23 protein-coding genes are annotated in these 22,425 nt (G+C 60.7%); 12 read left to right on the forward strand and 11 right to left on the reverse strand.

All coding sequences use genetic code 11. The features are described 5' to 3' along the window. Positions 1–13: 13 nt before the first annotated feature. Positions 14–715, reverse strand: coding sequence for an HAD family hydrolase (locus ACQ4WR_RS26265; RefSeq protein ID WP_436490898.1), 702 nt, complete (start codon positions 713–715; stop codon positions 14–16). Between the two features lie 2 nt (positions 716–717). Continuing rightward, positions 718–1,822 (reverse strand): peptide chain release factor 2 gene (prfB, locus tag ACQ4WR_RS26270; protein ID WP_139176255.1). Its coding sequence is split into 2 segments (ribosomal slippage): positions 718–1,740 and positions 1,742–1,822, totalling 1,104 coding nucleotides; the frame shifts between segments, so codons are not numbered across the junction. 202 nt (positions 1,823–2,024) lie between these two features. Between prfB and ACQ4WR_RS26275 the strand changes: the two genes are divergently transcribed. Together ACQ4WR_RS26275 and ACQ4WR_RS26280 are read left to right on the forward strand one after the other, a co-directional pair. Then, positions 2,025–4,058 carry a bifunctional 2',3'-cyclic-nucleotide 2'-phosphodiesterase/3'-nucleotidase gene (locus tag ACQ4WR_RS26275; protein WP_436490900.1) on the forward strand — a complete coding sequence of 678 codons (2,034 nt, stop codon included), beginning with the start codon at positions 2,025–2,027 and terminating at the stop codon, positions 4,056–4,058. Beyond that, complete coding sequence (locus ACQ4WR_RS26280; protein WP_436490901.1) at positions 4,055–4,549, forward strand: tetratricopeptide repeat protein; 495 nt, start codon at positions 4,055–4,057, stop codon at positions 4,547–4,549. Before ACQ4WR_RS26275 ends, ACQ4WR_RS26280 begins: the two co-directional genes overlap by 4 nt. On the opposite strand, the gene ACQ4WR_RS26285 is transcribed toward ACQ4WR_RS26280, so the two are convergent. After that, positions 4,546–4,959, reverse strand: a complete 414-nt coding sequence (locus ACQ4WR_RS26285; protein ID WP_146012335.1) for a hypothetical protein — start codon at positions 4,957–4,959, stop codon at positions 4,546–4,548. The two genes, ACQ4WR_RS26280 and ACQ4WR_RS26285, sit on opposite strands and share 4 nt — an antisense overlap. Positions 4,960–4,983: 24 nt before the next feature. Next, positions 4,984–5,892 (reverse strand): hypothetical protein, encoded by a 909-nt coding sequence (locus ACQ4WR_RS26290; RefSeq protein WP_436490902.1) that lies wholly within the window; start codon positions 5,890–5,892, stop codon positions 4,984–4,986. 368 nt (positions 5,893–6,260) lie between these two features. On the opposite strand from ACQ4WR_RS26290, the gene ACQ4WR_RS26295 reads away from it, so the two are divergent. From ACQ4WR_RS26295 to ACQ4WR_RS26310, 4 genes are all read left to right on the forward strand, one after another. Next, complete coding sequence (locus tag ACQ4WR_RS26295; protein ID WP_102294040.1) at positions 6,261–7,418, forward strand: ABC transporter substrate-binding protein; 1,158 nt, start codon at positions 6,261–6,263, stop codon at positions 7,416–7,418. Positions 7,419–7,503: 85 nt separating this feature from the next. Continuing rightward, positions 7,504–8,394, forward strand: coding sequence for a branched-chain amino acid ABC transporter permease (locus ACQ4WR_RS26300; protein WP_071323239.1), 891 nt, complete (start codon positions 7,504–7,506; stop codon positions 8,392–8,394). A 7-nt stretch (positions 8,395–8,401) separates the two neighbouring features. Next, the gene (locus ACQ4WR_RS26305) at positions 8,402–10,351 is read left to right on the forward strand and encodes a branched-chain amino acid ABC transporter ATP-binding protein/permease (RefSeq protein WP_102294041.1); all 1,950 of its coding nucleotides are present in this window, start codon (positions 8,402–8,404) and stop codon (positions 10,349–10,351) included. 10 nt (positions 10,352–10,361) lie between these two features. Next, complete coding sequence (locus ACQ4WR_RS26310; protein WP_436490905.1) at positions 10,362–11,084, forward strand: ABC transporter ATP-binding protein; 723 nt, start codon at positions 10,362–10,364, stop codon at positions 11,082–11,084. Between the two features lie 323 nt (positions 11,085–11,407). On the opposite strand, the gene ACQ4WR_RS26315 is transcribed toward ACQ4WR_RS26310, so the two are convergent. From ACQ4WR_RS26315 to ACQ4WR_RS26325, 3 genes are read right to left on the reverse strand one after another with little or no spacing between them, the layout of a single operon-like run. Next, on the reverse strand, positions 11,408–11,728 hold the full coding sequence (locus ACQ4WR_RS26315) for a DUF2288 domain-containing protein (RefSeq protein ID WP_436490907.1): 321 nt from the start codon (positions 11,726–11,728) through the stop codon (positions 11,408–11,410). 48 nt (positions 11,729–11,776) lie between these two features. Continuing rightward, positions 11,777–12,496, reverse strand: coding sequence for an RES family NAD+ phosphorylase (locus tag ACQ4WR_RS26320; RefSeq protein ID WP_436490909.1), 720 nt, complete (start codon positions 12,494–12,496; stop codon positions 11,777–11,779). 2 nt (positions 12,497–12,498) lie between these two features. Further along, entirely contained in the window at positions 12,499–12,936 is a 438-nt protein-coding gene (locus ACQ4WR_RS26325; protein WP_034755432.1) for an MbcA/ParS/Xre antitoxin family protein, read from the reverse strand. Positions 12,937–13,140: 204 nt separating this feature from the next. Here ACQ4WR_RS26325 and ACQ4WR_RS26330 point away from each other — a divergent pair, with 204 nt between their 5' ends. From ACQ4WR_RS26330 to ACQ4WR_RS26350, 5 genes are all read left to right on the forward strand, one after another. Continuing rightward, positions 13,141–13,545, forward strand: coding sequence for a hypothetical protein (locus ACQ4WR_RS26330; protein ID WP_436490911.1), 405 nt, complete (start codon positions 13,141–13,143; stop codon positions 13,543–13,545). Positions 13,546–13,723: 178 nt separating this feature from the next. After that, on the forward strand, positions 13,724–14,038 hold the full coding sequence (locus ACQ4WR_RS26335) for a hypothetical protein (protein ID WP_436490912.1): 315 nt from the start codon (positions 13,724–13,726) through the stop codon (positions 14,036–14,038). A gap of 76 nt (positions 14,039–14,114) precedes the next feature. Further along, on the forward strand, positions 14,115–14,426 hold the full coding sequence (locus ACQ4WR_RS26340; protein ID WP_436490914.1) for a hypothetical protein: 312 nt from the start codon (positions 14,115–14,117) through the stop codon (positions 14,424–14,426). 371 nt (positions 14,427–14,797) lie between these two features. Beyond that, entirely contained in the window at positions 14,798–15,106 is a 309-nt protein-coding gene (locus ACQ4WR_RS26345; protein WP_436490916.1) for a hypothetical protein, read from the forward strand. A 267-nt stretch (positions 15,107–15,373) separates the two neighbouring features. After that, positions 15,374–16,213: a hypothetical protein gene (locus ACQ4WR_RS26350; protein ID WP_436490918.1), complete on the forward strand. Its 840-nt coding sequence runs from the start codon at positions 15,374–15,376 to the stop codon at positions 16,211–16,213. 252 nt (positions 16,214–16,465) lie between these two features. Here ACQ4WR_RS26350 and ACQ4WR_RS26355 read toward each other — a convergent pair whose 3' ends face one another. Next, complete coding sequence (locus ACQ4WR_RS26355; protein ID WP_436490929.1) at positions 16,466–17,419, reverse strand: aromatic alcohol reductase; 954 nt, start codon at positions 17,417–17,419, stop codon at positions 16,466–16,468. Positions 17,420–17,602: 183 nt separating this feature from the next. On the opposite strand from ACQ4WR_RS26355, the gene ACQ4WR_RS26360 reads away from it, so the two are divergent. Then, positions 17,603–18,499 (forward strand): LysR family transcriptional regulator, encoded by an 897-nt coding sequence (locus tag ACQ4WR_RS26360; protein ID WP_436490920.1) that lies wholly within the window; start codon positions 17,603–17,605, stop codon positions 18,497–18,499. A gap of 384 nt (positions 18,500–18,883) precedes the next feature. On the opposite strand, the gene fos is transcribed toward ACQ4WR_RS26360, so the two are convergent. The 3 genes from fos to ACQ4WR_RS26375 all read right to left on the reverse strand — a co-directional run bounded on the left by fos (position 18,884) and on the right by ACQ4WR_RS26375 (position 22,275). Further along, complete coding sequence (gene fos, locus ACQ4WR_RS26365) at positions 18,884–19,309, reverse strand: fosfomycin resistance glutathione transferase (protein ID WP_436490922.1); 426 nt, start codon at positions 19,307–19,309, stop codon at positions 18,884–18,886. Between the two features lie 195 nt (positions 19,310–19,504). Then, on the reverse strand, positions 19,505–21,205 hold the full coding sequence (gene recJ, locus ACQ4WR_RS26370) for a single-stranded-DNA-specific exonuclease RecJ (RefSeq protein ID WP_102298619.1): 1,701 nt from the start codon (positions 21,203–21,205) through the stop codon (positions 19,505–19,507). Then, positions 21,202–22,275: a hypothetical protein gene (locus ACQ4WR_RS26375; RefSeq protein ID WP_436490924.1), complete on the reverse strand. Its 1,074-nt coding sequence runs from the start codon at positions 22,273–22,275 to the stop codon at positions 21,202–21,204. The genes recJ and ACQ4WR_RS26375 overlap by 4 nt, the downstream gene beginning before the upstream one ends. Between the last annotated feature and the right edge of the window lie 150 nt (positions 22,276–22,425).

Consider the following 22,425-nt stretch of genomic DNA (forward strand, 5'->3'; position numbering starts at 1 on the left):
TCTTCGTTGGTGATTATTGATGATGTGGTGCCAGCGCTGGCGCCACGCTGGCAAACAGTGCGTCGACGTCGAGCGCGGAGAAATCCGGCACGATGGCGATCACGTTGTCGAAGGCGGCAAACGCTTCAGCCGGCAGGGTGGTGGTGAGCACCACGACGCGCATGCCGGCGCGGCGCGCCGCTTCCACGCCCAGGGGCGCGTCTTCAAAGACGATGCAGTCCTGCGGCAGCGCGCCTGCCAGCTGCGCGCCCTTGAGGAAAACGTCCGGGTGCGGCTTGCCCCGTTCCACGTCGGCGGCGCCGACGATGGCGTCGAAGCGGTGGCGCAGGTCCAGGCCGTCGAGCGTGAACGCGATATTCTCGTTCGGCGCGGCTGTGCCGACCACCAGCGCCACGCCATGCTGGCGCGCGCTGGCGATCAGCCGGTCGAAACCGGCGACTGTCGCCAAATGTGGGCCATACAGTTCGCGGTAGACGACTTCCTTTTGCGCCAGCAGGGTAACGTGGTCTGCATCCTCGCCCAGGTACTTGGCGATGATTTCGTGACCCTGCCGTCCCGCCGTGTCGCGGAAAAACGCGCCCGCGTCCAGCGCATGGCCCTGGCGTTCAAAGAACGCCAGCCACGATTGCGTGTGGTAGGCCATGTTGTCGACGATCGTGCCATCCATGTCGAACAGGAAGGCACGCTGCGCCGGCGCTGGGGCGGAGACTGCCATGCTTACACGCCCTGTTTCAGCGAGGCGGAGATGAAGTCGTCGATGTCGCCATCGAGCACGCCCTTGGTGTTGCCCGTCTCGAAGCCGGTGCGCAAGTCCTTGATGCGGGACTGGTCCAGCACGTAAGAACGGATCTGGTGACCCCAGCCCACGTCGGTCTTCGAGTCTTCCAGCTTCTGCTGTTCGCTCATGCGCTTGCGCAGCTCATGTTCGTACAGTTTGGCTTTCAGCATTTCCATCGCTTCGGCGCGGTTGCGGTGCTGCGAACGGTCATTCTGGCACTGCACCACGATGCCGGTCGGCGCGTGGGTCATGCGGACGGCGGAGTCGGTTTTGTTGATGTGCTGACCACCGGCGCCCGACGCGCGGTAGGTATCGACGCGGATATCGGCCGGGTTGACGTCGATCTCGATCGAATCATCGACTTCCGGATACACGAACAGCGACGTAAACGAAGTGTGGCGGCCGTTGGCCGAGTCGAACGGCGACTTGCGCACCAGGCGGTGCACGCCCGTTTCCGTGCGCAGGAAGCCATAGGCGTGATCGCCCTCGACCTTCAGGGTGGCCGTCTTGATGCCGGCCACCTCGCCATCGGACTGCTCGAGGATTTCAACTTTAAAACCCTTGCGTTCGCAGTAGCGCAGGTACTGGCGCAGCAGCATCGAGGCCCAGTCCTGGGCTTCCGTACCGCCGGCACCGGCCTGGATGTCGATGAAGCAGTTGTTCGGGTCCATCGGATTGTTGAACATCCGGCGGAATTCCATGCTTTCGATGACCTTGCGGATTTCCTGCACGTCCTGCTCGATCGCTTCCAGGGTCTCGTCGTCGCCTTCTTCGCGGGCCATGTCGAACAGGTCGCGGGTGTCGCGCAGGTCGGCATCGGCCTTGGTCAGGGTAAAGACGATGGCTTCCAGCGCCTTCTTTTCTTTACCGAGATCCTGGGCGCGCTTGGGATCGTTCCAGACGGTTGGATCTTCCAGTTCTTCGTTGACTTGCTCTAGTTTCTCCGACTTGACAGTGAAGTCAAAGATACCTCCGAAGTTCGGCTTCGCGGACGGTCAGGTCGTTGAGCAGGGCGGAGATGGCGTTGATGCGTTCGGCTTCCATAATGTTCTGGTCTTCTATGGTGAAATCAAACCCTGAATTATACGCGAGCGCGGGCCGTTTCCCATGCCGGTGGCGCCGAATCGCTGGCGTCAGGGGCAATAAAATCGCTGTTTTGCTGTATTTGCGACAATATTTATGCCTTGATAGGGGCTGGCGTGCTGCGTATGATGCTGGCGATATTGTCTTTCAACAGGAACACCTCATGAGCCAACTTCCCCGCCTTGCCCTGCTGCCGCTGCTGCTGGCCGGCTGCGGCGCCTTGCCGCCCGCCGCCACCGGGCCGGCCCACCCGCTGGCCGCCGCGCAGGCAGGCAGCAGCGCCACCCTGGCCCTGCTGGAGACGACGGACTTGCACGCCAATGTGCTCAGTTATGATTACTACAAGCTGCAGGCGGAGCCGTCGATCGGCCTGGAACGCACGGCGGCCCTGATCGCGCAGGCGCGGGCCGAGTTCCCGAACACGCTCTTGCTCGACAATGGCGACACCATCCAGGGCACGGCGCTGGCCGACTACCAGGCCCTCGTCAAACCGCTGGCCTGCGACCAGACGCTGGCCATCTACAAGGCCATGAACCTGCTGAAAGTGGACGGCGGCGGCATCGGCAACCATGAATTCAACTACGGCCTGGCGTTTTTGAGCCAGGTGACGGGCAACCAGTTCGACGTCGACAGCGTCGATGCCGCCAAGCCGCGGTGCGCCGGCCCCGCGTTCCCGCAAGTGCTGGCCAACGTCTACAGCGTGAAGAGCGGCAAGCCGCTGTTCGCGCCGTATCACATCATCGACAAGCAGATCACGGCCACCGGCCCCGATGGCAAGGCCATCACCAGCACCGTGAAGGTCGGCATCATCAGCTTCGCGCCGCCGACCATCATGGCCTGGGACAAGCGCTGGCTGGAAGGCCGGGTGTACACCCAGGGCGTGCGCGAGACGGCGGAAAAATTCATCCCCGAGATGCGCGCCAAGGGCGCCGAACTGGTGGTGGCCATTTCGCACGGCGGCCTGGATGACAGTGCGTATTCGCCAAGCATGGAAAACGGCAATTACTACCTGTCGCAAGTGCCTGGCGTGGACGCCATGCTGATCGGCCATTCGCACCAGCTGTTCCCGAACGCCGCCAGCACGGTGCCGCAGTTTAATCTGCCCGGCGTCGACAAGGCCCGTGGCCTGGTGAACGGCGTGCCCACCGTGATGGCCAATTTGTGGGGCAAGCACCTGGGCGTCATCGGCCTGCGCTTGCGCCACGACGGCAAGCAGTGGGTCATCGACAAGAGCGCTACCACGGTGGAAGCGCGCGGCATCCAGAACGCCGACAAGAGTTACGTGCAGCCCGATCCTGCCATCGCCAAACTGGTGGCCGAGGAACACGCGGCGACGATCGCCTACGTGCAGACGCCGGTGGGCAGGACGGACTTCCGCATGTCCACCTACTTTGCCGACGTGGGCGACGTCAGCGCCATCGAAGTGGTGAACCAGGCGCAGGCCGGCTACCTGGCTGCGTATGTGAAGGCGAACCTGCCGCAGTACGCGCACTTGCCCGTGTTGTCGATGTCGTCGCCGTTCAAGAGCGGTTCGGCCGGCGTGTCCGACTACACGGACGTCAAGGCGGGCAATGTGGCGCTGAATAACGCGGCCGACCTGTACCTGTATCCGAACGCGCTGTACGGCGTGAAGATGAATGGCGCGGAACTGAAGGCCTGGCTGGAAGAGTCGGCGCAGCGTTTCAACACCATCGACCCGAACAAGCTGGAAGCGCAGGAACTGGTCAACGCGGCCCATCCGAGCTACAACTTCGACGCCATCACCAGCGCCGACGTGCGCTACCAGATCGACATCACGCAGCAGCCCGGCCAGCGCATCAAGGGTTTGACGTACAAGGGCAAGCCGGTGGACGCGGGCCAGGAATTCCTGATTGCGACAAATAACTACCGCGCCAGCGGCGGCGGCAATTTCCCTGGACTCGATGGCAGCAAGACGGTGGTGGCCTCGCCCGACAACAACCGCGAACTGTTGATCGCCTACGTCACGCAGGAAAAAAACCTGACGCGGGCGAAAAACGGTTCGGCGCGCAGCTGGCGTTTCGCCAAAGTTGCCACCAAGGGCCCCGTGGTGTTCCATTCGGCGCCCAACGTGATCGAGCTGGCGAAAGCGGCCGGCATCGGCAATGTGATGCAGTTAAAGGCTGACGATGGCGCCGGCAAGGGCTTTGCGCTGTACCAGCTCGATTTGTCGAAATGATGCTGGCAAATGTGCTGCTGGCCGCCGCCTTGGCGGCACCGGTGGCAGCGTCGCCGGCGCCGGATATCACGGCCCAGGCCAAGCTACTGATGCGCGCGGGGCCGGCGTCCCAGCCGCAGGCGCGCGCCCTGTTCGAGCATGCGGCGGGGCAGGGCGGCGGTGCGGCCGCGTATTACCTGGGGCTTATGCTGAAAAACGGCATGGGCGGGCCGCAGGACAATGCCGCCGCCATGCGCTGGCTGGAGCAGGCCGCGCAACGGGGCGTGGCGCCCGCCATGTTCATCCTGGCGAACATGCTGCAAGACAGCGACGAAGCGCGTGCGCGCCATTGGCTCGATGCCGCCTGCGACCTTGAGTATCCGGAAGCGCTGCAGCAGAAATCCGTCGCCCTGGCCGAAGGGCGCATGGGCTACGCGCACAACGAGGCACAGGCGAATTTGTACCTGAAAATGGCCACGCACGCGATGGGGCACCGCCCGCCCGAGCCCTAGCTATTCTCTGCCTTCTTCGGCTTGGCCCGCAGGCTGGCCGCCGCTTCGCCGATGGCGAACGGGTCGCGCGACAGGATGGCGGCGCCCAGGTCGACCAGCTTGGCGGCCGCGCTGATGGCTGCCTTGACGTCGGCGATGCGCTTGAGCTGCAACTTGCCTTTGGCGATGGCGGCGTCGATGTCGGCGCGTGCCTGTTCGGCGCCTTCGGCGATCAGCGTGATGCCGAAGGCGCGGAACAGGGCCACCATCTGGTCCAGGTGCTGTTCATAGTTTTCCAGCCGCGCGCTTTCTTCCGGCGCCAGCGATTCACGTGCGCGGATGCGCAATTCCAGCACCAGGCTCGACGCCTGGGCCAGGCTGTCGGCGATGGCGAAATACTCTTCCTTCGGCAGTTCGGTCAATTCGGGCATGGGATTCTCCAGTGGGGCGGCCATTTACCAGCGGGCAGGGGCGTAATAGGCGGCTTGCCGTTGCAGGGTATCGGCGTGGCGGGCAAACTGCGCCAGCTGCCGCTCCAGTTCCGGCGCCTGCAAACGGTCGAGATTGGCCCGCAACGCGGCCACGCTGGCCTGCAGCGCGTCGACGGCTTGCACGTAGGTGGCAACGATCTTTTCCCTTTCCTGCAACTGCAGTCCCTCCAGGTACAGCCGCGTGCGCACGTAATTGGCGGCCAGCGGTTCGCGCTGCGCGCTGCCATCGACGGCGCCACGCAGCAGGGCCAGGTCGCGCAGCTCGTCCTGCAGCCCCGCGCGGTAGCTGCGCTGGGCATATTCCTTGAGCGCATTGCTGACGATGGCGACGGCTTCCTGCTGATCGAGCAGCTCGCGCAAGGCCGATTTCTGCAGCCGCTGCGTGCCCAGGCGGCCCAGCAGGTCGCTCAGTTTGACCACTTTCGCCAGCTTGTCCGCGTCGAGCAGGGGGGCGCCCGTGCCCGGCTGCGCCAGGCCGCCCAGCGAAGTGCCCAGTCCCGTCAGTTCCTCCGTGTACACGGGCAACTGCTCGTCGGCCAGCGCCGCCAGCGTGTGCGCATAGCGCAGCAGCAGTGCATTCAGCGTGGCGATCGGCACGCTGGCCTCGGCGATGGCGGCGCAATCGCTGCGCGCCGCCTGTTCGCTGGCTTGCGCATCGAAACGCTCCGCCAGGATCAGGCGCTTGCGCATGGACTTGTCCATGCAGCTGTGCACGCTGCCCGCGACCATGGGCTCGAAGTGCACGGCCACTTTCTGTGTCTGGGTGGCGAAGCTGCGCACGGGCGCCAGGTTGCTGGCGCAGCCGCCCAGCAGCAGGCTTGACAGGGTGACGCACAGCAGGGTGGAAACGGGGAATGTCTGCGGGTGCTGCATATCGCCTCCAGGCGGTGGGAGTGGCTGATCGGACCCGCGTGTACGCGCAGGCATGGCCGAACTTAGCATGCCGGACGGTGGCAATCTTGCGCCAGATCAGTATCTTGTTAATTGCCCAGTTCGCTCATATCGCACTGTCCCGCTATGCCACAGCACTGTTCGCCGTTGGCGCAAGCTGTGTCAATTTGCGTCATATTTTCCTTACAAAAGGCTGACAACGTCGGCTTTTTCGCATGCTGCGACGCGTCATATGTTGTTGTTGCTGGAGCATGTTTACTAACCTACAATGATTTATCGATGGGGCGGTTATCCAGCGTACGACTATAAAAATAAGTGGCATTAAAAACGTTGTATTACAGGAGATGACAATGAATTTGAAACAGAAATTGCTCGTGGCAAGTTTGGTTTTGGGTTTCTCGCAAGCGGCAGCCGCAGCCGACCCCATCAAGATCGGCGTCTCCGGTCCGTTCACGGGCGGTTCCGCGCCGATGGGCGTGTCGATGCGTGACGGCGTGAAACTGGCCGTCGCGGAAATCAATGCCAAGGGCGGCGTCATGGGCCGTTCGCTGTTGCTGATCGAGCGCGACGACGAGGCCAAGAACGAACGCGGCGTGCAAATCGCCCAAGAACTGATCAACAAGGAAAAGGTCGCCGCCACCGTCGGCTATATCAATACGGGCGTGGCGCTGGCGTCGCAACGTTTCTACCAGGAAGCGAAGATCCCCGTGATCAACAATGTGGCGACCGGTTCCATCGTCACCAAGCAGTTTGCCGACCAGCCTGAAAACTACATTTTCCGCAACGCCGCCAACGACCAGATCCAGTCGCACATGATCGTCGAGGAAGCCGTCGACCGCCGCAAGTTCAAGAAAGTGGCGATCCTGGCCGACTCCACCAACTACGGCCAGCTGGGCCGCGCCGACCTGGAAAAAGCCCTCGACGCGAAGGGCATCAAGCCCGTCACCGTGGAAAAATACAATATCAAGGACGTCGACATGACGGCCCAGTTGCTGAAAGCCAAGCAGGCGGGCGCGGAAGTGGTGCTGACCTACGGCATCGGCCCGGAACTGGCGCAGATTGCCAACGGCATGGAAAAGCTGGGCTGGAAAGTGCCGCTGATCGGCAGCTGGACCCTGGCCATGGGTAACTTCATCGATAACGCGGGCAAGAATGGCGACGGCACGCGCATGCCGCAAACCTTCATCCAGGACGCCAGCACGCCAAAACGCAAGGCCTTCATCGACGCCTATGTCGCCGCCTACAAGCCGTCGGGCGGCCGCATGCCGTCCGCCGTGTCGGCTGCGCAAGGCTACGACTCCATCTACCTGCTGGCCGCCGCCATCAAGCAGGCGGGCGGCACGGATGGCCCGAAAGTGCGCGCCGCGCTGGAAAACCTGACGGAAAAAGTGGAAGGCGCCGTCACCACGTACAACAAGCCCTTCAGCAAAACCAACCATGAAGCGATCACGGCCGACCTGACCGTATTTGGCGAAGTCAAGGACGGCAAAGTCGTCCTCGCGAAATAAGCCTGGCAGACAGTCGCCGCGCAGTGGCCAGCCTTGAGGAATCAGGACTGGCCATTTTTTTATCTTCCTTCCTTCGGGGAATACCATGGAAATCTTCCTGCAGCTTGTCTTCAGCGGCGTCGCGCTGGGCATGATCTATGCCGTCATCGCTTTCGGCTACCAGCTGACCTTTGCCACCTCCGGCACCCTCAATTTCGGCCAGGGCGAATCGCTGATGCTGGGCGCACTGGTGGGCCTGTCGCTGGTGGGCAGCATCCACGGCGGCCCCTACATGAGCTACCTGCTGATGATCCCCATCGTCATCGCCTTCGGCGCCTTGCAGGGCGTGTTCGTCGAGTGGATCGGCGTGCGGCCCGCCATCAAGATCAAGTCCGAATTCGGCTGGATCATGTCGACCATCGCCCTGGCCATCATTTTCAAGAACGTGGCGGAAAACATCTGGGGCAAGGATGACCTGATGTTCCCGTCGCCGCTGTCGGCCGCGCCCTTCCAGGTGTTTGGCGCCAACGTGCAGCAGATGCAGGTGGCCGTCATCATCGGCGCGCTGGCCATCATGCTGGCCGTCGAAGTGTTCAACCGAAAGTCGATCTACGGCAAGGCCGTCGTGGCGACGGCGAATGACCGCGACGCGGCAGGCCTGATGGGCATCAACACGGGCATGGTCATCACGTTTTCCTACGCGCTGTCGTCGGCCACGGCCGCCTTCGCGGGCGTGCTGGTGGCGCCGCTGACCCTGACGGGCGCGACCATGGGCGCCTCGCTGGGCCTGAAAGCGTTCGCCGTGGCCATCATCGGCGGGCTGACCTCGGGCGTGGGCGCCATCGTCGGCGGCCTGATCCTGGGCATCGCCGAGACCACCACCGGTTATTACATCTCCACCGGCTACAAGGAAGTGCCTGGCCTGCTGTTGCTGCTGCTGGTGCTGGCCATCAAGCCGTCGGGCCTGTTCGGCAAAGCCGCGATCAAGAAAGTCTGAGGGATTCATGAACAAGAAAATCACCATGCTGGCGCTGAGCGCGGCGGGACTGGCCGTGCTCGCGCTGTTCCCCGTCGTCATTCCGAATCCCTACTATATTCACCTGGCCGAGACCATCCTGATCTACGCCATCCTGCTGTTCGGCCTCGACATCGTTGTCGGCTACACGGGGCAGGTGTCGCTCGGCCACGCGGGCCTGTTCGGCATCGGCTCGTATGCCACGGGCGTGCTGGTGTTCAAGCTGGGCGCGCCGTTCTGGCTGGCCATCCCCGCCAGCATCCTGGGCGCGGCCCTGTTCGGCGCCATCCTGGCCTTGCCTGCCTTGCGGGTGACGGGCCCGTACCTGGCCATGGTCACGCTGGCCTTCGGCACCATCGTGCAAATCCTGATCAATGAAATGAGCTTCCTGACGGAAGGGCCGATGGGCATCAAGATCCACAAGCCCGCCATCTTCGGCCACAAATTGAGCGAGGTCGAGTATTACTACATGGTGGCCGCGCTGATGCTCATTTCGCTGATCGTCGTGCACCGCATCCTGAAATCGAACCTGGGGCGGGCCTTCGAGGCGCTGCGCGACAGCCCCATCGCGTCCGACTGCATGGGCGTGTCCGTCTACCGCTACAAGGTCTACGCCTTCGTCATCAGCGCCGGCTTCGCGGGCCTGGCCGGCAGCCTGTATGCGTATTCGGAAGAATATATTTCACCCAATACCTACAACTTCGAGCTGACCATACTGTTCCTGCTGGCCGTCATCATGGGCGGGCGCAAGACCCGTTCAGGCGCGCTGATCGGCGCCCTGATCGTCGTCATGCTGCCGAGCTTGCTGTCGGATATCGAACTGTTCCGCAAGATCGCCGTGGCAGCCGCCGTGCTGGGCGTGATCGGCTCGGCTTTCATGCTGGCGAAAAAACGCTCGACCGTTCGCGGCGTCATCGTGCCCCTGGTGGCCACCATCGGCCTGGCCGCGTTTTCCTACAAGCTCGATAACATGGTCGACTGGCGCCTGACCATTTTCGGCCTGATGACCCTGTTTGTCGTGTACTACCTGCAGGACGGCATCGTCGGTTTCCTGATGAGCTTTGTCGGCAAGGGCCGCCGCCACGTGAAAGCCGTGGCGTCCAGCGGCGTGGCGCCGTTTGATCATGCGCAAGGCGGCGCGCAAGGCGAAACCCTGCTGCGCGTGGAGCAGGCGCTGATGCAGTTCGGCGGCCTGAAGGCCTTGAACCAGGTGGACCTGAACGTCACGCAAGGCTCCGTGCATGGCTTGATCGGGCCGAACGGCTCGGGCAAGAGCACCATGATGAACGTGCTGACGGGCATCTACAAGCCGACGGCGGGCAAGGTGGAATTCGCCGGCGTGGTGATCTCCGGGCGCACGCCGTCCGAGATCGCCCTGGGCGGTGTGGCGCGCACCTTCCAGAACGTGCAGCTGTTCGGCGAGATGACGGCGACGGAAAACGTGCTGGTGGGCCTGCACAACACCTTCAAGTCGAACGTGCTGGACGTGATGCTGCACACGCCGCGCTACAAGCGCGAAGAAAAGGCCGCGCGCGAGCGGGCCGCCAGCATCCTGGAATTCGTCGGCCTGGCCGACCTGGCCGACGAGGAGGCACGCAACCTGCCATACGGCAAACAGCGGCTGCTGGAAATCGGCCGCGCGCTGGGCCTCAACCCGCGCCTGCTGCTGCTCGACGAACCGGCTGCGGGCCTGACGGCGCCCGACATCAAGGAGCTGATGGCCATCATCCGCAAGATCCGCGAACATGGCATCACCATCATCCTGATCGAGCATCACATGGACGTGGTGATGGCGCTGTCGGACGTGGTGACGGTACTCGACTTTGGCCAGAAAATCGCCGAAGGCGCACCCGCGCTTGTCCAGAGCGATCCGAAGGTGATCGAAGCCTACCTGGGCGGCAGCAGCGACGACGCCGCCACCACCGCACCAGCTCACTGACGGGGACACCATGTTATCGATCAATAATCTGCACGCCGCCTACGGCAAAGTCGAAGTCCTGCACGGCATTTCGCTCGATGTGCCGAAAGGCAAGCTAGTGACCCTGATCGGCTCGAACGGCGCCGGCAAGACCACCACCATGCGCGCCATCTCCGGCATGCTGAAACCGAAATCCGGTTCCGTCACCCTGGGCGGCAAGGACGTCACGGGCCTCGATTCGCACCGCATCGCCCGCGCCGGCCTGGCCCATTCGCCGGAAGGGCGGCGCGTCTTCGCCTCGATGTCGGTGACGGACAACCTGCTGCTGGGCGCCTTCCCCCGTTTTACGCGGGCGCGCCCGAAAGGCGACATTAAGGGCGACCTGGACAAGGCCATGGAACTGTTCCCGCGGTTGAAGGAGCGGCGCGACCAGCTGGCCGGCACCTTGTCGGGCGGCGAACAGCAGATGCTGGCCATGGCCCGCGCCGTGATGCTCAACCCCGAAGTGATCCTGCTGGACGAGCCGTCGATGGGCCTGGCGCCCATCCTGGTGGAAGAAGTCTTCCGCATCATCACGCGCCTGAAGGCCGAAGGCGTGACCATGCTGCTGGTGGAACAGTTCGCCGCCGCCGCCCTGAACGTGGCCGACTACGGCTACGTGCTGGAAAACGGCAGCATTTCCGTGCACGGGCCGGCGCAGAGTCTCAAAACCGATCCGAAGGTGATTGCCGCCTACCTGGGGGGAGGGCATTGATGATGGCCTGGCAATGCGCTTGCTGCGCATTGCTAAACTCAGGGAACGTCCTGCCAGTCAGGACGCATTGAGCAAACGACGGCGTATCAATGCTTCCAGGCCACGGCTGGTATGGGCAATCATATGAACATACACGATATCGTTGTGTCCGTGTTCGATGTGAATACGATGCTGACCGGCCAATAGTTGGCGATGGCTTGTCAACTGAAGGTCTTTCAGTACATGGTTTTCCACGCGAAGGCAAAGGAAACCGTTCCCTTTTTCGCTACCGTCGCCCCGCGCATGCTTGGCTGCGCCTGATGTTCAGGCGCAGCTTGTCAGCATTAATGCCTGGTCGGCTTCTCTTGCTGCACCAGGATGAACGGGCTGACGACGACGGCCCACAGCGCGGCGTCGGCAGCCTGCCAGTCCAGCGCCTGCTGGTCGGAGACCTTGGCGACCTTGCCGTCGGCCATCCATTGGCCAATGGTGGCCTTGTCGTCGTGCGAGATGCGCACGGCCACTTCTACCAGGTCCAGTTCGTTGGCGACCCAGACGACGTTGCCTTGGGCGAAGTGTTTTTCCAGTTCGCTCCAGGCCAGGCGGGCCGTTTCGCTGTTGACTTTAAGGCGCAGTTCGGTGTCTTTTTCAGGGTTGGTTTGCATGCGAAGTATCAATGTTCTGTGAGTCGGATGCCACGCCGCGTGTCTGCCTTACAAGGTTTCCACGTGCGGCGTCGGCGTACCCCGCCATGTTGTCGGCGTACCCCGCCATGTTAACCGATAGGCGGCGCCTTTGCGAACATTGCCCACGAGGGCAGGGCGGAAGCAGGCCAGGTTGGTGCCGCCAGCGAGCCGGGTGCTGGGGAAGATGATGCCCATGGAGCCGGCATCGAGCAGAATGGCCGCCAGGTCTTGCGAAGCGATGTAGCTGGCCGGGTCGAGGCAGGCCTGGTAGCGCTCCTGGCCGCGCAGGTCGTGGAAACTGGCGGAAAAGTCGGCCAGCAGCGACTGGTAATTGACGCTGTCGTCGAAATAGTTGATTTCCTGGTATTCCACGGTCTTGTGGAAAATGATCTCGGCCAGTGCCGTCTTCATATCGAAGGCGCAATACCAGGCGCCCCGTTCGCCATCGTTGAAACGCGCCCCTTCCGGACGGGCATAGGTGTAGGCGGCGTTGATGATGCGAAAGTGCGGCACGCCAAAAACCAGCTCGTCCACGCCAATTCCTGGCGCGCCGCCGTACTCGGCCACCAGGCGGGCATTTGTCGCGTTGTCCAGTTCAAACAGCTCGCGCAGGTGCGCGTCGTCTTCGGCCAGCGGCGCCAGCACGGAGTCTTCCATGTCGGCAAAGCGCGACGGGATCAGGCGGCAGGTATCGATCTGCCGCAGCGCGGCCAGCGGCGGCAGGTGTTCGTGGGAGGCGGGCGGCAAGATTACAGCCCTCCGCGCCGCGCATCGAGCAGCTTGCGCACCGTCTGCATGGCCAGCAAGCCGCCAGCGAGCATCTGCGACAAGGGCGTGCGGCCGCCAAATACGGGATTCTTGTTCGGCAAGCTGACCCATTCATCGGCCAGTTTGTCGCCGTACAGGATGTGCAGCGCTTTATAAATGCCCAATAGATACGAAATGCGCGTGATGCGGTCCACTTCCAGCACGCGGTCCGGGTGCTTCTTCCACTCGTAATAGGCGCTGCTGGACAGGCCGCCCAGCAATTCGCGCGCATCGTCGTCGCGCAGCTTCCAGGCGGCGGCCAGCTTGAAAAAACCCTTCAATGCCGCTTGCGACAATCGCTCGCGCTCGGCTTTGGCGTTCAGGTCAACCAGCACCGCCGGTTCGAAGCGGCTCTTGGGATAAGCGTAGGCAAGATTCATGATGACTCCTTATATGGATTAATTTTACTCCTTTTTGGGAATTTTTGCTGCCATCTGTCAAACGTGCGCGCCACTCCCTTTTGGAACGCCTGACAAAAACCTCGCGCTTGTCCCAGGGGCAACAGCCATATACACTTGGGCAATGCGGCCAGCCGCTTTCGGCCAGGAGCAGACCTACCCCTTCACAAATGTTGAGAATGACAAATGACGTACCGCCCGGCATCTGATCCAAAAATTCATGAGCTTGTATCCGCTCTGTACACGGAAAGATGGACGAGTTCGGCCAGCAAGATTGAACAACTGGTGGCAATTTCCGACGCCTGGAAAATCTGCGAGCTTCTCACTTACAGTGAAGGATGGAGGGAGCGGGTCGTCGCAGCGAAAATTATTGCTGCATTCGATTTCGTTGATCTCATCACACCCTTGATCAGTACATTCATCGGCCGTGCCGAGTCGAACACCCTTCAATCCTTCGTCAAGCTGATCATTACTACTGCAATGCCGGACACTAAGCACAAACTCCTTGAGGAGCTTCGTGCTTGCTGTCCCGATACATCGTATGGCAGACACATGATCAAGGTGATTGACGATGCTTCCGATGCAGTTTAGAACTTTGCAGTTACCAAGCTTTGTCGCAAGATCGAACGGCCGCTTCGGGGCGACAACGGCGTGTCAGGGCAGACCATGATGTTTTCGCAACGGCAACATGCTATGCTGGCGCGACCGGCAGAGAACGGCCAGAAGCGGACACTGAACAAAATAGGGTTTATAGACGTGGATACGACCAATGATTAGTTTGGTAGTGCAGATAGAGCGTGTTGTTGGCGACCACTTTCCGGTATGGGTAGGATGCGTGCTTACCGATGCTGACGGCGTACGACATGAATTCGTCGAAAAAGAACCCGTCATAAGTAATGGGGAACGAATGTCTGGAAGCCATTACCCCCACCCCGGGCACATCGGCTGTGTCATTGAAAAGGAATGGATTGATGAACTGGGACGAAGCCTGGTACGGGTGAGCACTGAGAAGCCTTGGTCCATAGAATCGGTAGCTGGAAAGACCAAGTTCACGGTGTTTAAAGAACAAATCTTTCCGGGTTAAGTTTGGGCCGCGAACGGCCAGAAGCAGCCCTTCGAACGGCCGAAAACTTTCAGTGTGATGGGATTTACGAGGTGATATGAGCTATCAGTTGGTACTGCAAGTACGTGGCGACTCTCTAGTTGACTTCGATGTAATGATGAATTTGGAAAAGGAACTTTCCATTGAGTTGAATGACATTGCTGAAGTCGACGGCCATGATATGGGCTGTGGCGAGATAAATATCTTTATCCTGACCACAAATCCAACGGTAGTGTTTGAAGCGAGCAAATCCATCCTAGATAGGTTCAAATTGCTAAATGATGTAAAAGCTGGATACCGATTGCTCTCTGATGATGTCTACACAACCATTTGGCCGGATGATTCAACTGATGAATTTTTGGTCGCGTAGCTGGCAACCCGGAAAATTTGGCGGCTACAATCGGCCAGAAGCGGACGTTGACAACTATAGGCTTTTCGGCTGTTGAAATCTGCATGGCAGATCCGAGATGGATTATGAGCACCGAACAAAACGGACCTTGGCGCGGTGCTATCTCGCCGTACCAGTCAGCCTGACTTCGATGGTGTGCTTTGCCCTGACAATCTTCTAGGCGTGATAACGCAGCCCTAGAGAAAAGAGCCGATGTTGGACAGGCACTGATTATGCGTATTACAAATCGCATGCGCTGAGAGCTTACGAAGGTAGCGTTAGCGGGCGTCAGCGCTTGACGCTGAGCCAGTCCGCTATAATATTTCCTCAACAAACAAGTTGGAGATCGTACTGTGACAATCGTCAATTTTTACAATCAAACGCCTTCGGCTGCACAGGTCGCCTTTCACCTTAGCAACGATGAGCTCATCGTGTTCAATCATATGACTAGTGGTGCAAGAGATCTTTCTGATCAAGTGGAAGCTCTGGTCAACTTTAACTTCAATATGCACAACGAGAACACCATTCCGAAGTGGGAAGCTGCCGATTACTTCGTAATGGTCCGAAGCAGCTTTGGTTATGGCGCAAAGCGAGAGAAATTGCGCGCTATTGCGGCACAATGGGCCGATGCGGGGTGCCCCAACCAAGTCAAGCAAATTTAGGCGAGCGCAGCCTTGTCACTAGAGGACACAGATTTCTGCTTGACGTCTCGATTCAGCCCTACTGGGAGAGTGGCATTTCGCCCTTGGTTTTGAACTGTGCGAAAGACAGCCGATAGCCGCCGTGGGAGCCCAGCTAGCTCATGTTACATCTGTCAGGAGCACCCATTCGTATCCGGTGCGTATTCATGGAATCTCTAGCCATATCTAGAGCATTAGGTGACATGCACTGTTGCTCGAAAACCAAAAGCACTATGCATAGGGAGGACTGTGATCATTTCGTCTGAGGAACATACCCAACGTGTTGAGCAGCGTGTAACCTTGCTGATGAAGCACCAGGAAGAAAAATATGCCCGCGCTTGGGGTCATAGGGAATCGCGCAGGAGACAGCATCGTCTTGTTAGCTGGGGCGTAGTAGCCGACCGGGTTGAGCGGCACTTCTCTACTGCTGCTTTATGCTCTCGAACGCAGAATTGGTTCGAACATCTCTACGTGCACCGTGACAACGGCCATAGAACTGTACAACTCTTTTTCGGACAGCATCCGGTTCCGTCACTCGGTTTTACGGACGTTGAGCATGGAGCTACTTTGGTGGTCTCACAGAATGCCCTTGGTGGGGTAATTGTCCTGTTTTATCCCTTTGAGACTAACGCAGTTCAACGCACTAAATTGCGGGTGATCTGGCGGATTCTTCATGGACCAGAGGAGTTGTCCGAACGATTAATTCTGAGAATGATTGATGAGTTTCTCACTTATAGCAGGGTCTCATCAGTGCTGTTTAAAAGCTCGCGCTGGGAAGCGTCACAGGTCTCACGGCTGGAGCGTCGTAGTAGGTTGATCGAAGGCTCAGAGGGCGGAATGCGGCTGTGGGGGGCGACAATTGCAATCTTGGTTGTTGGATCAATCGGTACCGGGGGGGTATACATTGCTTGGGCACTCGATCAGAGTCGTAGTTGGCTCGAGCCATATGCTGGATTAGCTGCCCTGGTAACTGGCTGGATTGCCTTTAGAGTGCAACTCGGCCGAGATGCCATTGATAGGGCCACGGCTAAGGAAGACGCAGAGAAGGCAGATCGCGCGCATAAACAGAAGCTAGAAAGTTCAACGTGACTCTAATACCTTCGCGTCGTACGACCGCTTCGGGGCGGAAGCAGCCAAAGACGGCAACCGGCCATTAGCTGACGGACGCTTTGCCCATAAAACGACAGCAAAAAGTTGTGCCAGCTCAAACTTGGACTGACATCGCGCAAGCGCTGGAAGGCAGGCACTTTAGCTGACCGTCAGCTACCTGAACGCAATAGCCAGCCTCCCAAGTTGAAAGAAAACTTGTTGATGCCGTTGCCAATGTCTTCTGGATGAGGATTACTTGCTACGGCCAGAAATTAAGTTTGCATTGATCCACGACGCCACGTCGGTAACGGGAAGGGCGCGACGGCTATTGAACGTGCCACGCTTATCCCAAGCAACACCCCTGCCTTGAGCAAAGGCGGCACGATACTTGCGCATCATGTTGTGTGGGTCGCGGGCCAACTCGCCTAGCAAATACTCCTCGCTCCACTCCGAACGGCTGAAGGGCAGGCCTAGCGCCGCTTCCAGCTTGTCGGCCACTGCGCCATACGTTACAGTGTCGCCGGCTAGATAAACAATCTCGTTCCGGATACGGGGTTGAGCGAACACGACGGCGGCGGTCAAAACGCCGATGTCGTCCGGAGTAGTCAGCGTTACCGCAGTGTCGAGGCTGCCTAGGGCGTGCACTGTATTTGCTTTAAGGTCGACGACGCCGAATTCCGGTTCAAACAGGTAGCTCATGAACATACCGGTCGAAATGATAACCCACTCGGTCTGATGCTGACCGCGCAGCAACTCGCGCACGTCCAATTGCGCGTCGAAGATGTCCTGCGGACTGCCGCGACCGATTAGGTCAAAATCGACGCCGAACTGCCATGGGAAGTACCTTGGGATTCGCGCCTGCAGGGCAGCCTGTGCCAACTTCATTGGCGTCTCGATACCGGCTGCATAGCCAGCGCACCCTATGACTGTGTCATATTGCCCGAAGATTGCGGCGAGCTCGTTGATGGAGCTTTTCACAAGATCGCCTACGATAATCTCGATCCCAAGCTCTCGGATCTCGGAGACATCACGCTGCTTGCCTGGCAAATTGGAGGCAACGGCGCTTGCGCGCAGCAGCACGCTGATATTCACACCGTCGATGTCCTTCGCGCGTTGCGCAAGACTGCGCAGCACCGGTAAGCCGAGTTCCCCGGCACCGAGCACGAGAATCTTTTGAGACATAGCGTCAGGATCTGCTTGGTTCATCGTTGGCGGCACCGGTAACTGGCGGATTTGGTCGGACATGTTGATTTCTCCTGTGCATTTGATACCTGCACTATAGCGAGTGCAGCGATGCGGAAAAAGTAGTGCTGGCGGTTTTCATCATGCCGAAAATGTGAACAATGTTGGGTTATAGTGCCGTTCTCTATATAGCTATCAGGACAACACATGGATCGCGTAAAAGCAATGCAGGTGTTTCTTCGCGTGGTCGAAAGCAAGAGCTTTGTACGCGCTGCAGAGACTCTCGGATTACCGGCGTCATCTGTCACAGGCACCATCAAAAGGCTTGAAAAACATTTGCAGATTAGGTTACTGAACCGTTCAACCAGAAACCTCAGTTTGACACCGGAAGGTGAACGGTACTTCTACCGCTGCCGCGAGATACTCGACCTGATTGACGACACGGAAACCAGCCTAAACGGCTCTGCCGAGCACCCGCAAGGGCGGCTGCGGGTGGATATGCCGGGAGGTATTGCGCATGCCTTGATCCTGCCCCGGCTGGAGCAATTTGAGCAGCGCTACCCCGATATCTATCTCATGATCGGTGTAAATGATCGTCAGGTGGACTTGATCCAGGATGGCGTCGATTGCGTAATCCGCACTGGCAACCTCAATGACTCGACGCTGGTCTCGCGGAGGTTGGGGACGTTGCGCTGGATCACCTGCGCTGCGCCATCCTATTTGGAAGAAAAGGGTATTCCCAGAGGGCTGCCGGATTTGCGAGCACACCAGGCGGTCCACTACTTTTCCAGCACGACGCGGCGGGCAAGCGAGCTGCATTTTGTCGAAGACGGAGATAGGGTCACTGTTCCGGTGCCGAGCACGGTCGCAGTCAACGACACGGGACTTTACATCAAGCTTGGAATCGACGGACGCGGCCTGATCCAGTTGGCTGAGATGCTGGTGGCGGAACCATTGCGGGCCGGAGACTTGGTTGAGGTGCTGGCTGACAGGCGGCCAGCCCCCGTTCCCGTATCACTACTCTATCCCCATCAACGCTTTCTCTCTCCGGCAATGCGTGCGTTTGCCGATTGGACGAGCGAGCTGTTCAACAATGTCTGCTAAGGAATGGAAGCGGACGTCCATGGGGGCGCTCAGGTCCGTGGCTCGCACCTGCTCATCTCTCTCGTGGAATCGATCCCGGCGCTTAAAAGACCGTCCGTCCGGGCGAGGAAACGGCCGGGTAAGCGACATGCTGATCGAGCATAGGCTTCAAGCGCGAATCGGGCCCGGCTGCGCTGGCGGGCAGTCTCGGCACGGATTGCACCCTACGGCGCACAGTGACGCGAAAGGCCAGGCCGATGGCGTTGGGTTGTTGAATCCCCCCTCGGATGGCTGCGTCGTTTTCGCAGACTGCGCATCCGTCATGAACGGCGGGCCGGTATTCACCAGGTCTTTCTTGCGCTTGCGTGCTCACTCATCTGTTGGAAATACGTTGAGAGGTTTTGTTCAGCCCCCTTGGTCGTCAAAGAATTGCATGCCCGCATAGGGCGCGGCGCGGCATGCCGCCAGCCGCTGCGCCAGGCTGCCCGCATGGGCTTCCAGCCGGTGGCCGTCCGGGTCGAGAAAATACAGCGAATCACCATCGCTGCTGTTGCGTTGCCATTCCGTCACGCCGGCCGCGCGCAGGCGGGCGGCAAAAGGGGCGAAGTCGGCGGGCGCGATGGAAAAGGCGTAATGCGTGTAGGCGGGGCTGGCCAGCGCGGCAGTGCCGCGTCCGTCCAGCGACAGGCACAGCCACAAGTGGCCAGCGGACAGATATGCGCCCCTGTCCCAGCGCGCATGCAGGCGCAGGGACAGGGTGTCGCGGTAAAACGCCATGCTGCGCTCCAGGTCGCGCACGGACAGGGTGAGGTGGTTGAGACCGGTCAGCATGGTGGCGCTTTCATGTGGTATGCAGGGCTGTTCCAGCTATCGTTATGCACAGCAATAAGACCATAAACGTCGCAACACCTGCCAGTACCGTAGCGAGCGGAAGGGAGAGGTGGCCGGGAAGCGCAACCGTACTGCTAATACGGTGAGCATTGCAGGCTACCTATACCGACGCGCAGCAGGTACTGTCAGCTGTGACTACGCAGGCTCCGCATGCTCCACCATCAACTGCACCTTGGTCGTGCCATTGTATTCATTCGCATCGAGCCGGAACGCCACCCTGGTACGTTCGCCCAGGGCGTCCGTGTGGCCGAACCAGATGGCGTCGAAGCGCACGCCGTTCTTTTCCAGCAGCAGTTTCAAATGGCGCTCTTTGAGGATGCGCTGGCTGACGACGCGGAATTCATCGCAGAAGACGGGCGGGGCGAAGCCCTGGCCCCACACTTGTCCGTCCATCAGTTCGATGAAGGACGTCGTGTAATACGCGTCTTCCAGCGGGCCGTCCGTTTCCACCACGCGCTCCAGCTGTTGCTGGCTGAGCCAGGCCTGGCCCACGGCTTCGAACGCTTGCGAAAACGCGTCAAACGCTTCGGCGCGGATGGTCAGCCCGGCCGCCATGGCGTGGCCGCCGAACTTGTCGATCAGGCTCGGCGCCCGTTTCGATACGAGATCGAGCGCGTCGCGCAAGTGAAAACCGGGGATCGAGCGGCCCGAGCCCTTGATCCAGCCGTCGGCGCCCGGTGCGAAGGTGATGGTCGGGCGGTAGAATTTTTCCTTCAGGCGCGAGGCGACGATGCCGATCACCCCCTGGTGCCAGGACTCGTCAAACACGCTGATGGTGCTGCTGTTGGCCGGCTCGAATGCGTCCAGGTGCAGCAACGCCGTATCCTGCATTTCCGCCTCGATCTCGCGGCGCTTCAGGTTGATGTCGTTCAGTTGCTGGGCCAGCGCCCAGGCGCGGCCTTCGTCGTCCGTGATCAGGCACTCGATGCCGAGGGACATGTCTTGCAGGCGGCCGGCCGCGTTCAGGCGCGGACCCAGCGCGAAGCCCAGGTCGAACGGCGTGGCGCTGCGCGCTTCGCGGCCCGCCACGCGGAACAGGGCGGCCACGCCCGCGTGCATATTGCCCTTGCGCATGCGCTTGAGGCCTTGCGCGACGAGGATGCGGTTGTTGGTATCGAGGCGCACCACGTCGGCCACCGTGCCCAGCGCCACCAGGTCGAGCAGATTGTCCAGTTTGGGTTGCGTTTGCGCATCGAAAATGCCACGGCGGCGCATCTCGGCGCGCAGGGCCAGCAGCACGTAAAACACCACGCCCACGCCCGCCAGGTGCTTCGAGGGGAAACCGCAGGCGGGCTGGTTCGGGTTGACGATGACGGCCGCGTCGGGCAGGGTGTCGGCCGGCAAATGGTGGTCGGTGACGACCACCTGGATGCCGCGCCGGTTGGCCTCGGCCACGCCATCGATGCTGGCGATGCCGTTGTCGACGGTGATGATGATGTCCGGTGATTTTTCACGCGCCGTGAGCGCGACGATTTCCGGCGTCAGGCCGTAGCCGTACTCAAAACGGTTGGGCACGATGAAATCGACGTCGGCGCCCATGGCGCGCAAGCCGCGTATGGCCACGGCGCAGGCGGTGGCGCCGTCGCAATCGTAGTCGGCCACGATGACCATGCGTTTCTTGGCGGCGATGGCGTCGGCCAGGAAGACGCCGGCCGCGCCGATGTGCAGCAAGCCGGATGGCGGCATCAGGGCCGCCAGTTCGCTCGACAGTTCTGCTGTGTCGGACAAGCCGCGCGACGCGTACAAACGAGCCAGCACGGGATGGATGCCGCCCTGGCGCAGCATTTCGGATTCACGGTAAGGACAGGGGCGGGTGGCGATGCGGGTACGGGTCATGATGCTTTCAACTTGTTCAGGGTCATCGCGCGCCAGAATTTGCGCTGCGCGTTCTTGCTGGTGCTGCAGTCCAGCCAGGCCTCGCGGTGGCTGAGCACCAGGCGCAGCCGGCCCAGGCGGCCCAGGCGGCCCTCTTTCAAGGCCGCCAGCAGGGGCGCGAACCAGTCCGCTTCCAGCGCCTGCATTTGCTGCAGCCACATGCCCCATTCCTGCGCCTGCGCCGCCTCGATCAGGCCGCCCAGCACGACGATGGCATCGGCTTGCTCCGCCAGCACACTGTTTGGACTGGCATGGCGCCGTGCCGGTTCCGCCAGCGCGGCCAGCCAGCCCGGTGCGTCGCCGGCATGCAGGCTGGCGGCGCAGCGCGCAGATGCAGGTGCTGGTACAGATGCGGCCTGGCTCCCGCCCCACAGCCAGAAAGCGTTGACGGCTTTCAAGCCACGCGCCTCGCGCGCCGCATTGACGGGGTGTTCATGCCACAGCATCTGCACTTCGTTCTGCAGGCGGCGCGCGGCGCGCGCGTGTTCGCCTTCGGGCATCCACACGGTGAGGTCCTGCGTGGTGGCGCCGTCCGGCGAAGCGCACTGCAAGTCACTCCAGCCGTCGGCGCGCATGAACCAGGTTCCCGCGTCGCCGTACTCCAGCGGCTGGCCGATCTCGTCGAAATACGGACGCGCGATGTCGAACAGGGCGCGTCCGTCGGCCTCGCTCAGCGCGAGCTGGCGCAGGTCGCCCAGGCTGACGTGATTGCGGGCAATGGCCACGTGGGCGGGATGCAGCAGGAAATAGCGCCCGCCCGGTTCCGGCGCCAGGCCGTAGCCGCGCATGGCTTGCACGGCAAAGGCCGCCTGCGCCGCCTCGCCATGCGCGGCAGGCGTCAGGCCCAGCGCGTGCGCCAGCCACGCTTCGTGGGGCAGCAGGCGGTTGGGATTGTCAAAAGTTTCCAAATTACAACTGGATGTGCGCGACAGCAGGGCAGCCAGGGCGGGTGCTTGCAAGACCTTGAGCAGGTCGGCAGCCAGTTCGGCGTTGGGCAGGGCAAAGGGCAAGACGAGGGTAAGTTGATTCATCCCGAGATTGTAGGCGATTGTGGCGGTGCTGGACTAGGTGTGATGTTTCAATAGGTTGTTGTGGTTCATTCGGATTGGATTTGAGACACTGGAAATCGCCAAACCCCCAGTTCTCAAGGAAACCAACCGAATGAACATCCATAAGAATGC

The sequence above is a fragment of the Janthinobacterium amylolyticum genome (assembly GCF_051380655.1).
Classification (GTDB): domain Bacteria; phylum Pseudomonadota; class Gammaproteobacteria; order Burkholderiales; family Burkholderiaceae_D; genus Janthinobacterium.

Bases quoted from the DNA above. Each gene is read 5' to 3' on its own strand.
- ACQ4WR_RS26265 (WP_436490898.1), bottom strand. From the start codon at position 715: ATGGCAGTCTCCGCCCCAGCGCCGGCGCAGCGTGCCTTCCTGTTCGAC.
- ACQ4WR_RS26275 (WP_436490900.1), top strand. From the start codon at position 2,025: ATGAGCCAACTTCCCCGCCTTGCCCTGCTGCCGCTGCTGCTGGCCGGC.
- ACQ4WR_RS26280 (WP_436490901.1), top strand. From the start codon at position 4,055: ATGATGCTGGCAAATGTGCTGCTGGCCGCCGCCTTGGCGGCACCGGTG.
- ACQ4WR_RS26285 (WP_146012335.1), bottom strand. From the start codon at position 4,959: ATGCCCGAATTGACCGAACTGCCGAAGGAAGAGTATTTCGCCATCGCC.
- ACQ4WR_RS26290 (WP_436490902.1), bottom strand. From the start codon at position 5,892: ATGCAGCACCCGCAGACATTCCCCGTTTCCACCCTGCTGTGCGTCACC.
- ACQ4WR_RS26295 (WP_102294040.1), top strand. From the start codon at position 6,261: ATGAATTTGAAACAGAAATTGCTCGTGGCAAGTTTGGTTTTGGGTTTC.
- ACQ4WR_RS26300 (WP_071323239.1), top strand. From the start codon at position 7,504: ATGGAAATCTTCCTGCAGCTTGTCTTCAGCGGCGTCGCGCTGGGCATG.
- ACQ4WR_RS26305 (WP_102294041.1), top strand. From the start codon at position 8,402: ATGAACAAGAAAATCACCATGCTGGCGCTGAGCGCGGCGGGACTGGCC.
- ACQ4WR_RS26310 (WP_436490905.1), top strand. From the start codon at position 10,362: ATGTTATCGATCAATAATCTGCACGCCGCCTACGGCAAAGTCGAAGTC.
- ACQ4WR_RS26315 (WP_436490907.1), bottom strand. From the start codon at position 11,728: ATGCAAACCAACCCTGAAAAAGACACCGAACTGCGCCTTAAAGTCAAC.
- ACQ4WR_RS26325 (WP_034755432.1), bottom strand. From the start codon at position 12,936: ATGAATCTTGCCTACGCTTATCCCAAGAGCCGCTTCGAACCGGCGGTG.
- ACQ4WR_RS26330 (WP_436490911.1), top strand. From the start codon at position 13,141: ATGACGTACCGCCCGGCATCTGATCCAAAAATTCATGAGCTTGTATCC.
- ACQ4WR_RS26335 (WP_436490912.1), top strand. From the start codon at position 13,724: ATGATTAGTTTGGTAGTGCAGATAGAGCGTGTTGTTGGCGACCACTTT.
- ACQ4WR_RS26340 (WP_436490914.1), top strand. From the start codon at position 14,115: ATGAGCTATCAGTTGGTACTGCAAGTACGTGGCGACTCTCTAGTTGAC.
- ACQ4WR_RS26355 (WP_436490929.1), bottom strand. From the start codon at position 17,419: ATGAACCAAGCAGATCCTGACGCTATGTCTCAAAAGATTCTCGTGCTC.
- ACQ4WR_RS26360 (WP_436490920.1), top strand. From the start codon at position 17,603: ATGGATCGCGTAAAAGCAATGCAGGTGTTTCTTCGCGTGGTCGAAAGC.
- fos (WP_436490922.1), bottom strand. From the start codon at position 19,309: ATGCTGACCGGTCTCAACCACCTCACCCTGTCCGTGCGCGACCTGGAG.
- recJ (WP_102298619.1), bottom strand. From the start codon at position 21,205: ATGACCCGTACCCGCATCGCCACCCGCCCCTGTCCTTACCGTGAATCC.
- ACQ4WR_RS26375 (WP_436490924.1), bottom strand. From the start codon at position 22,275: ATGAATCAACTTACCCTCGTCTTGCCCTTTGCCCTGCCCAACGCCGAA.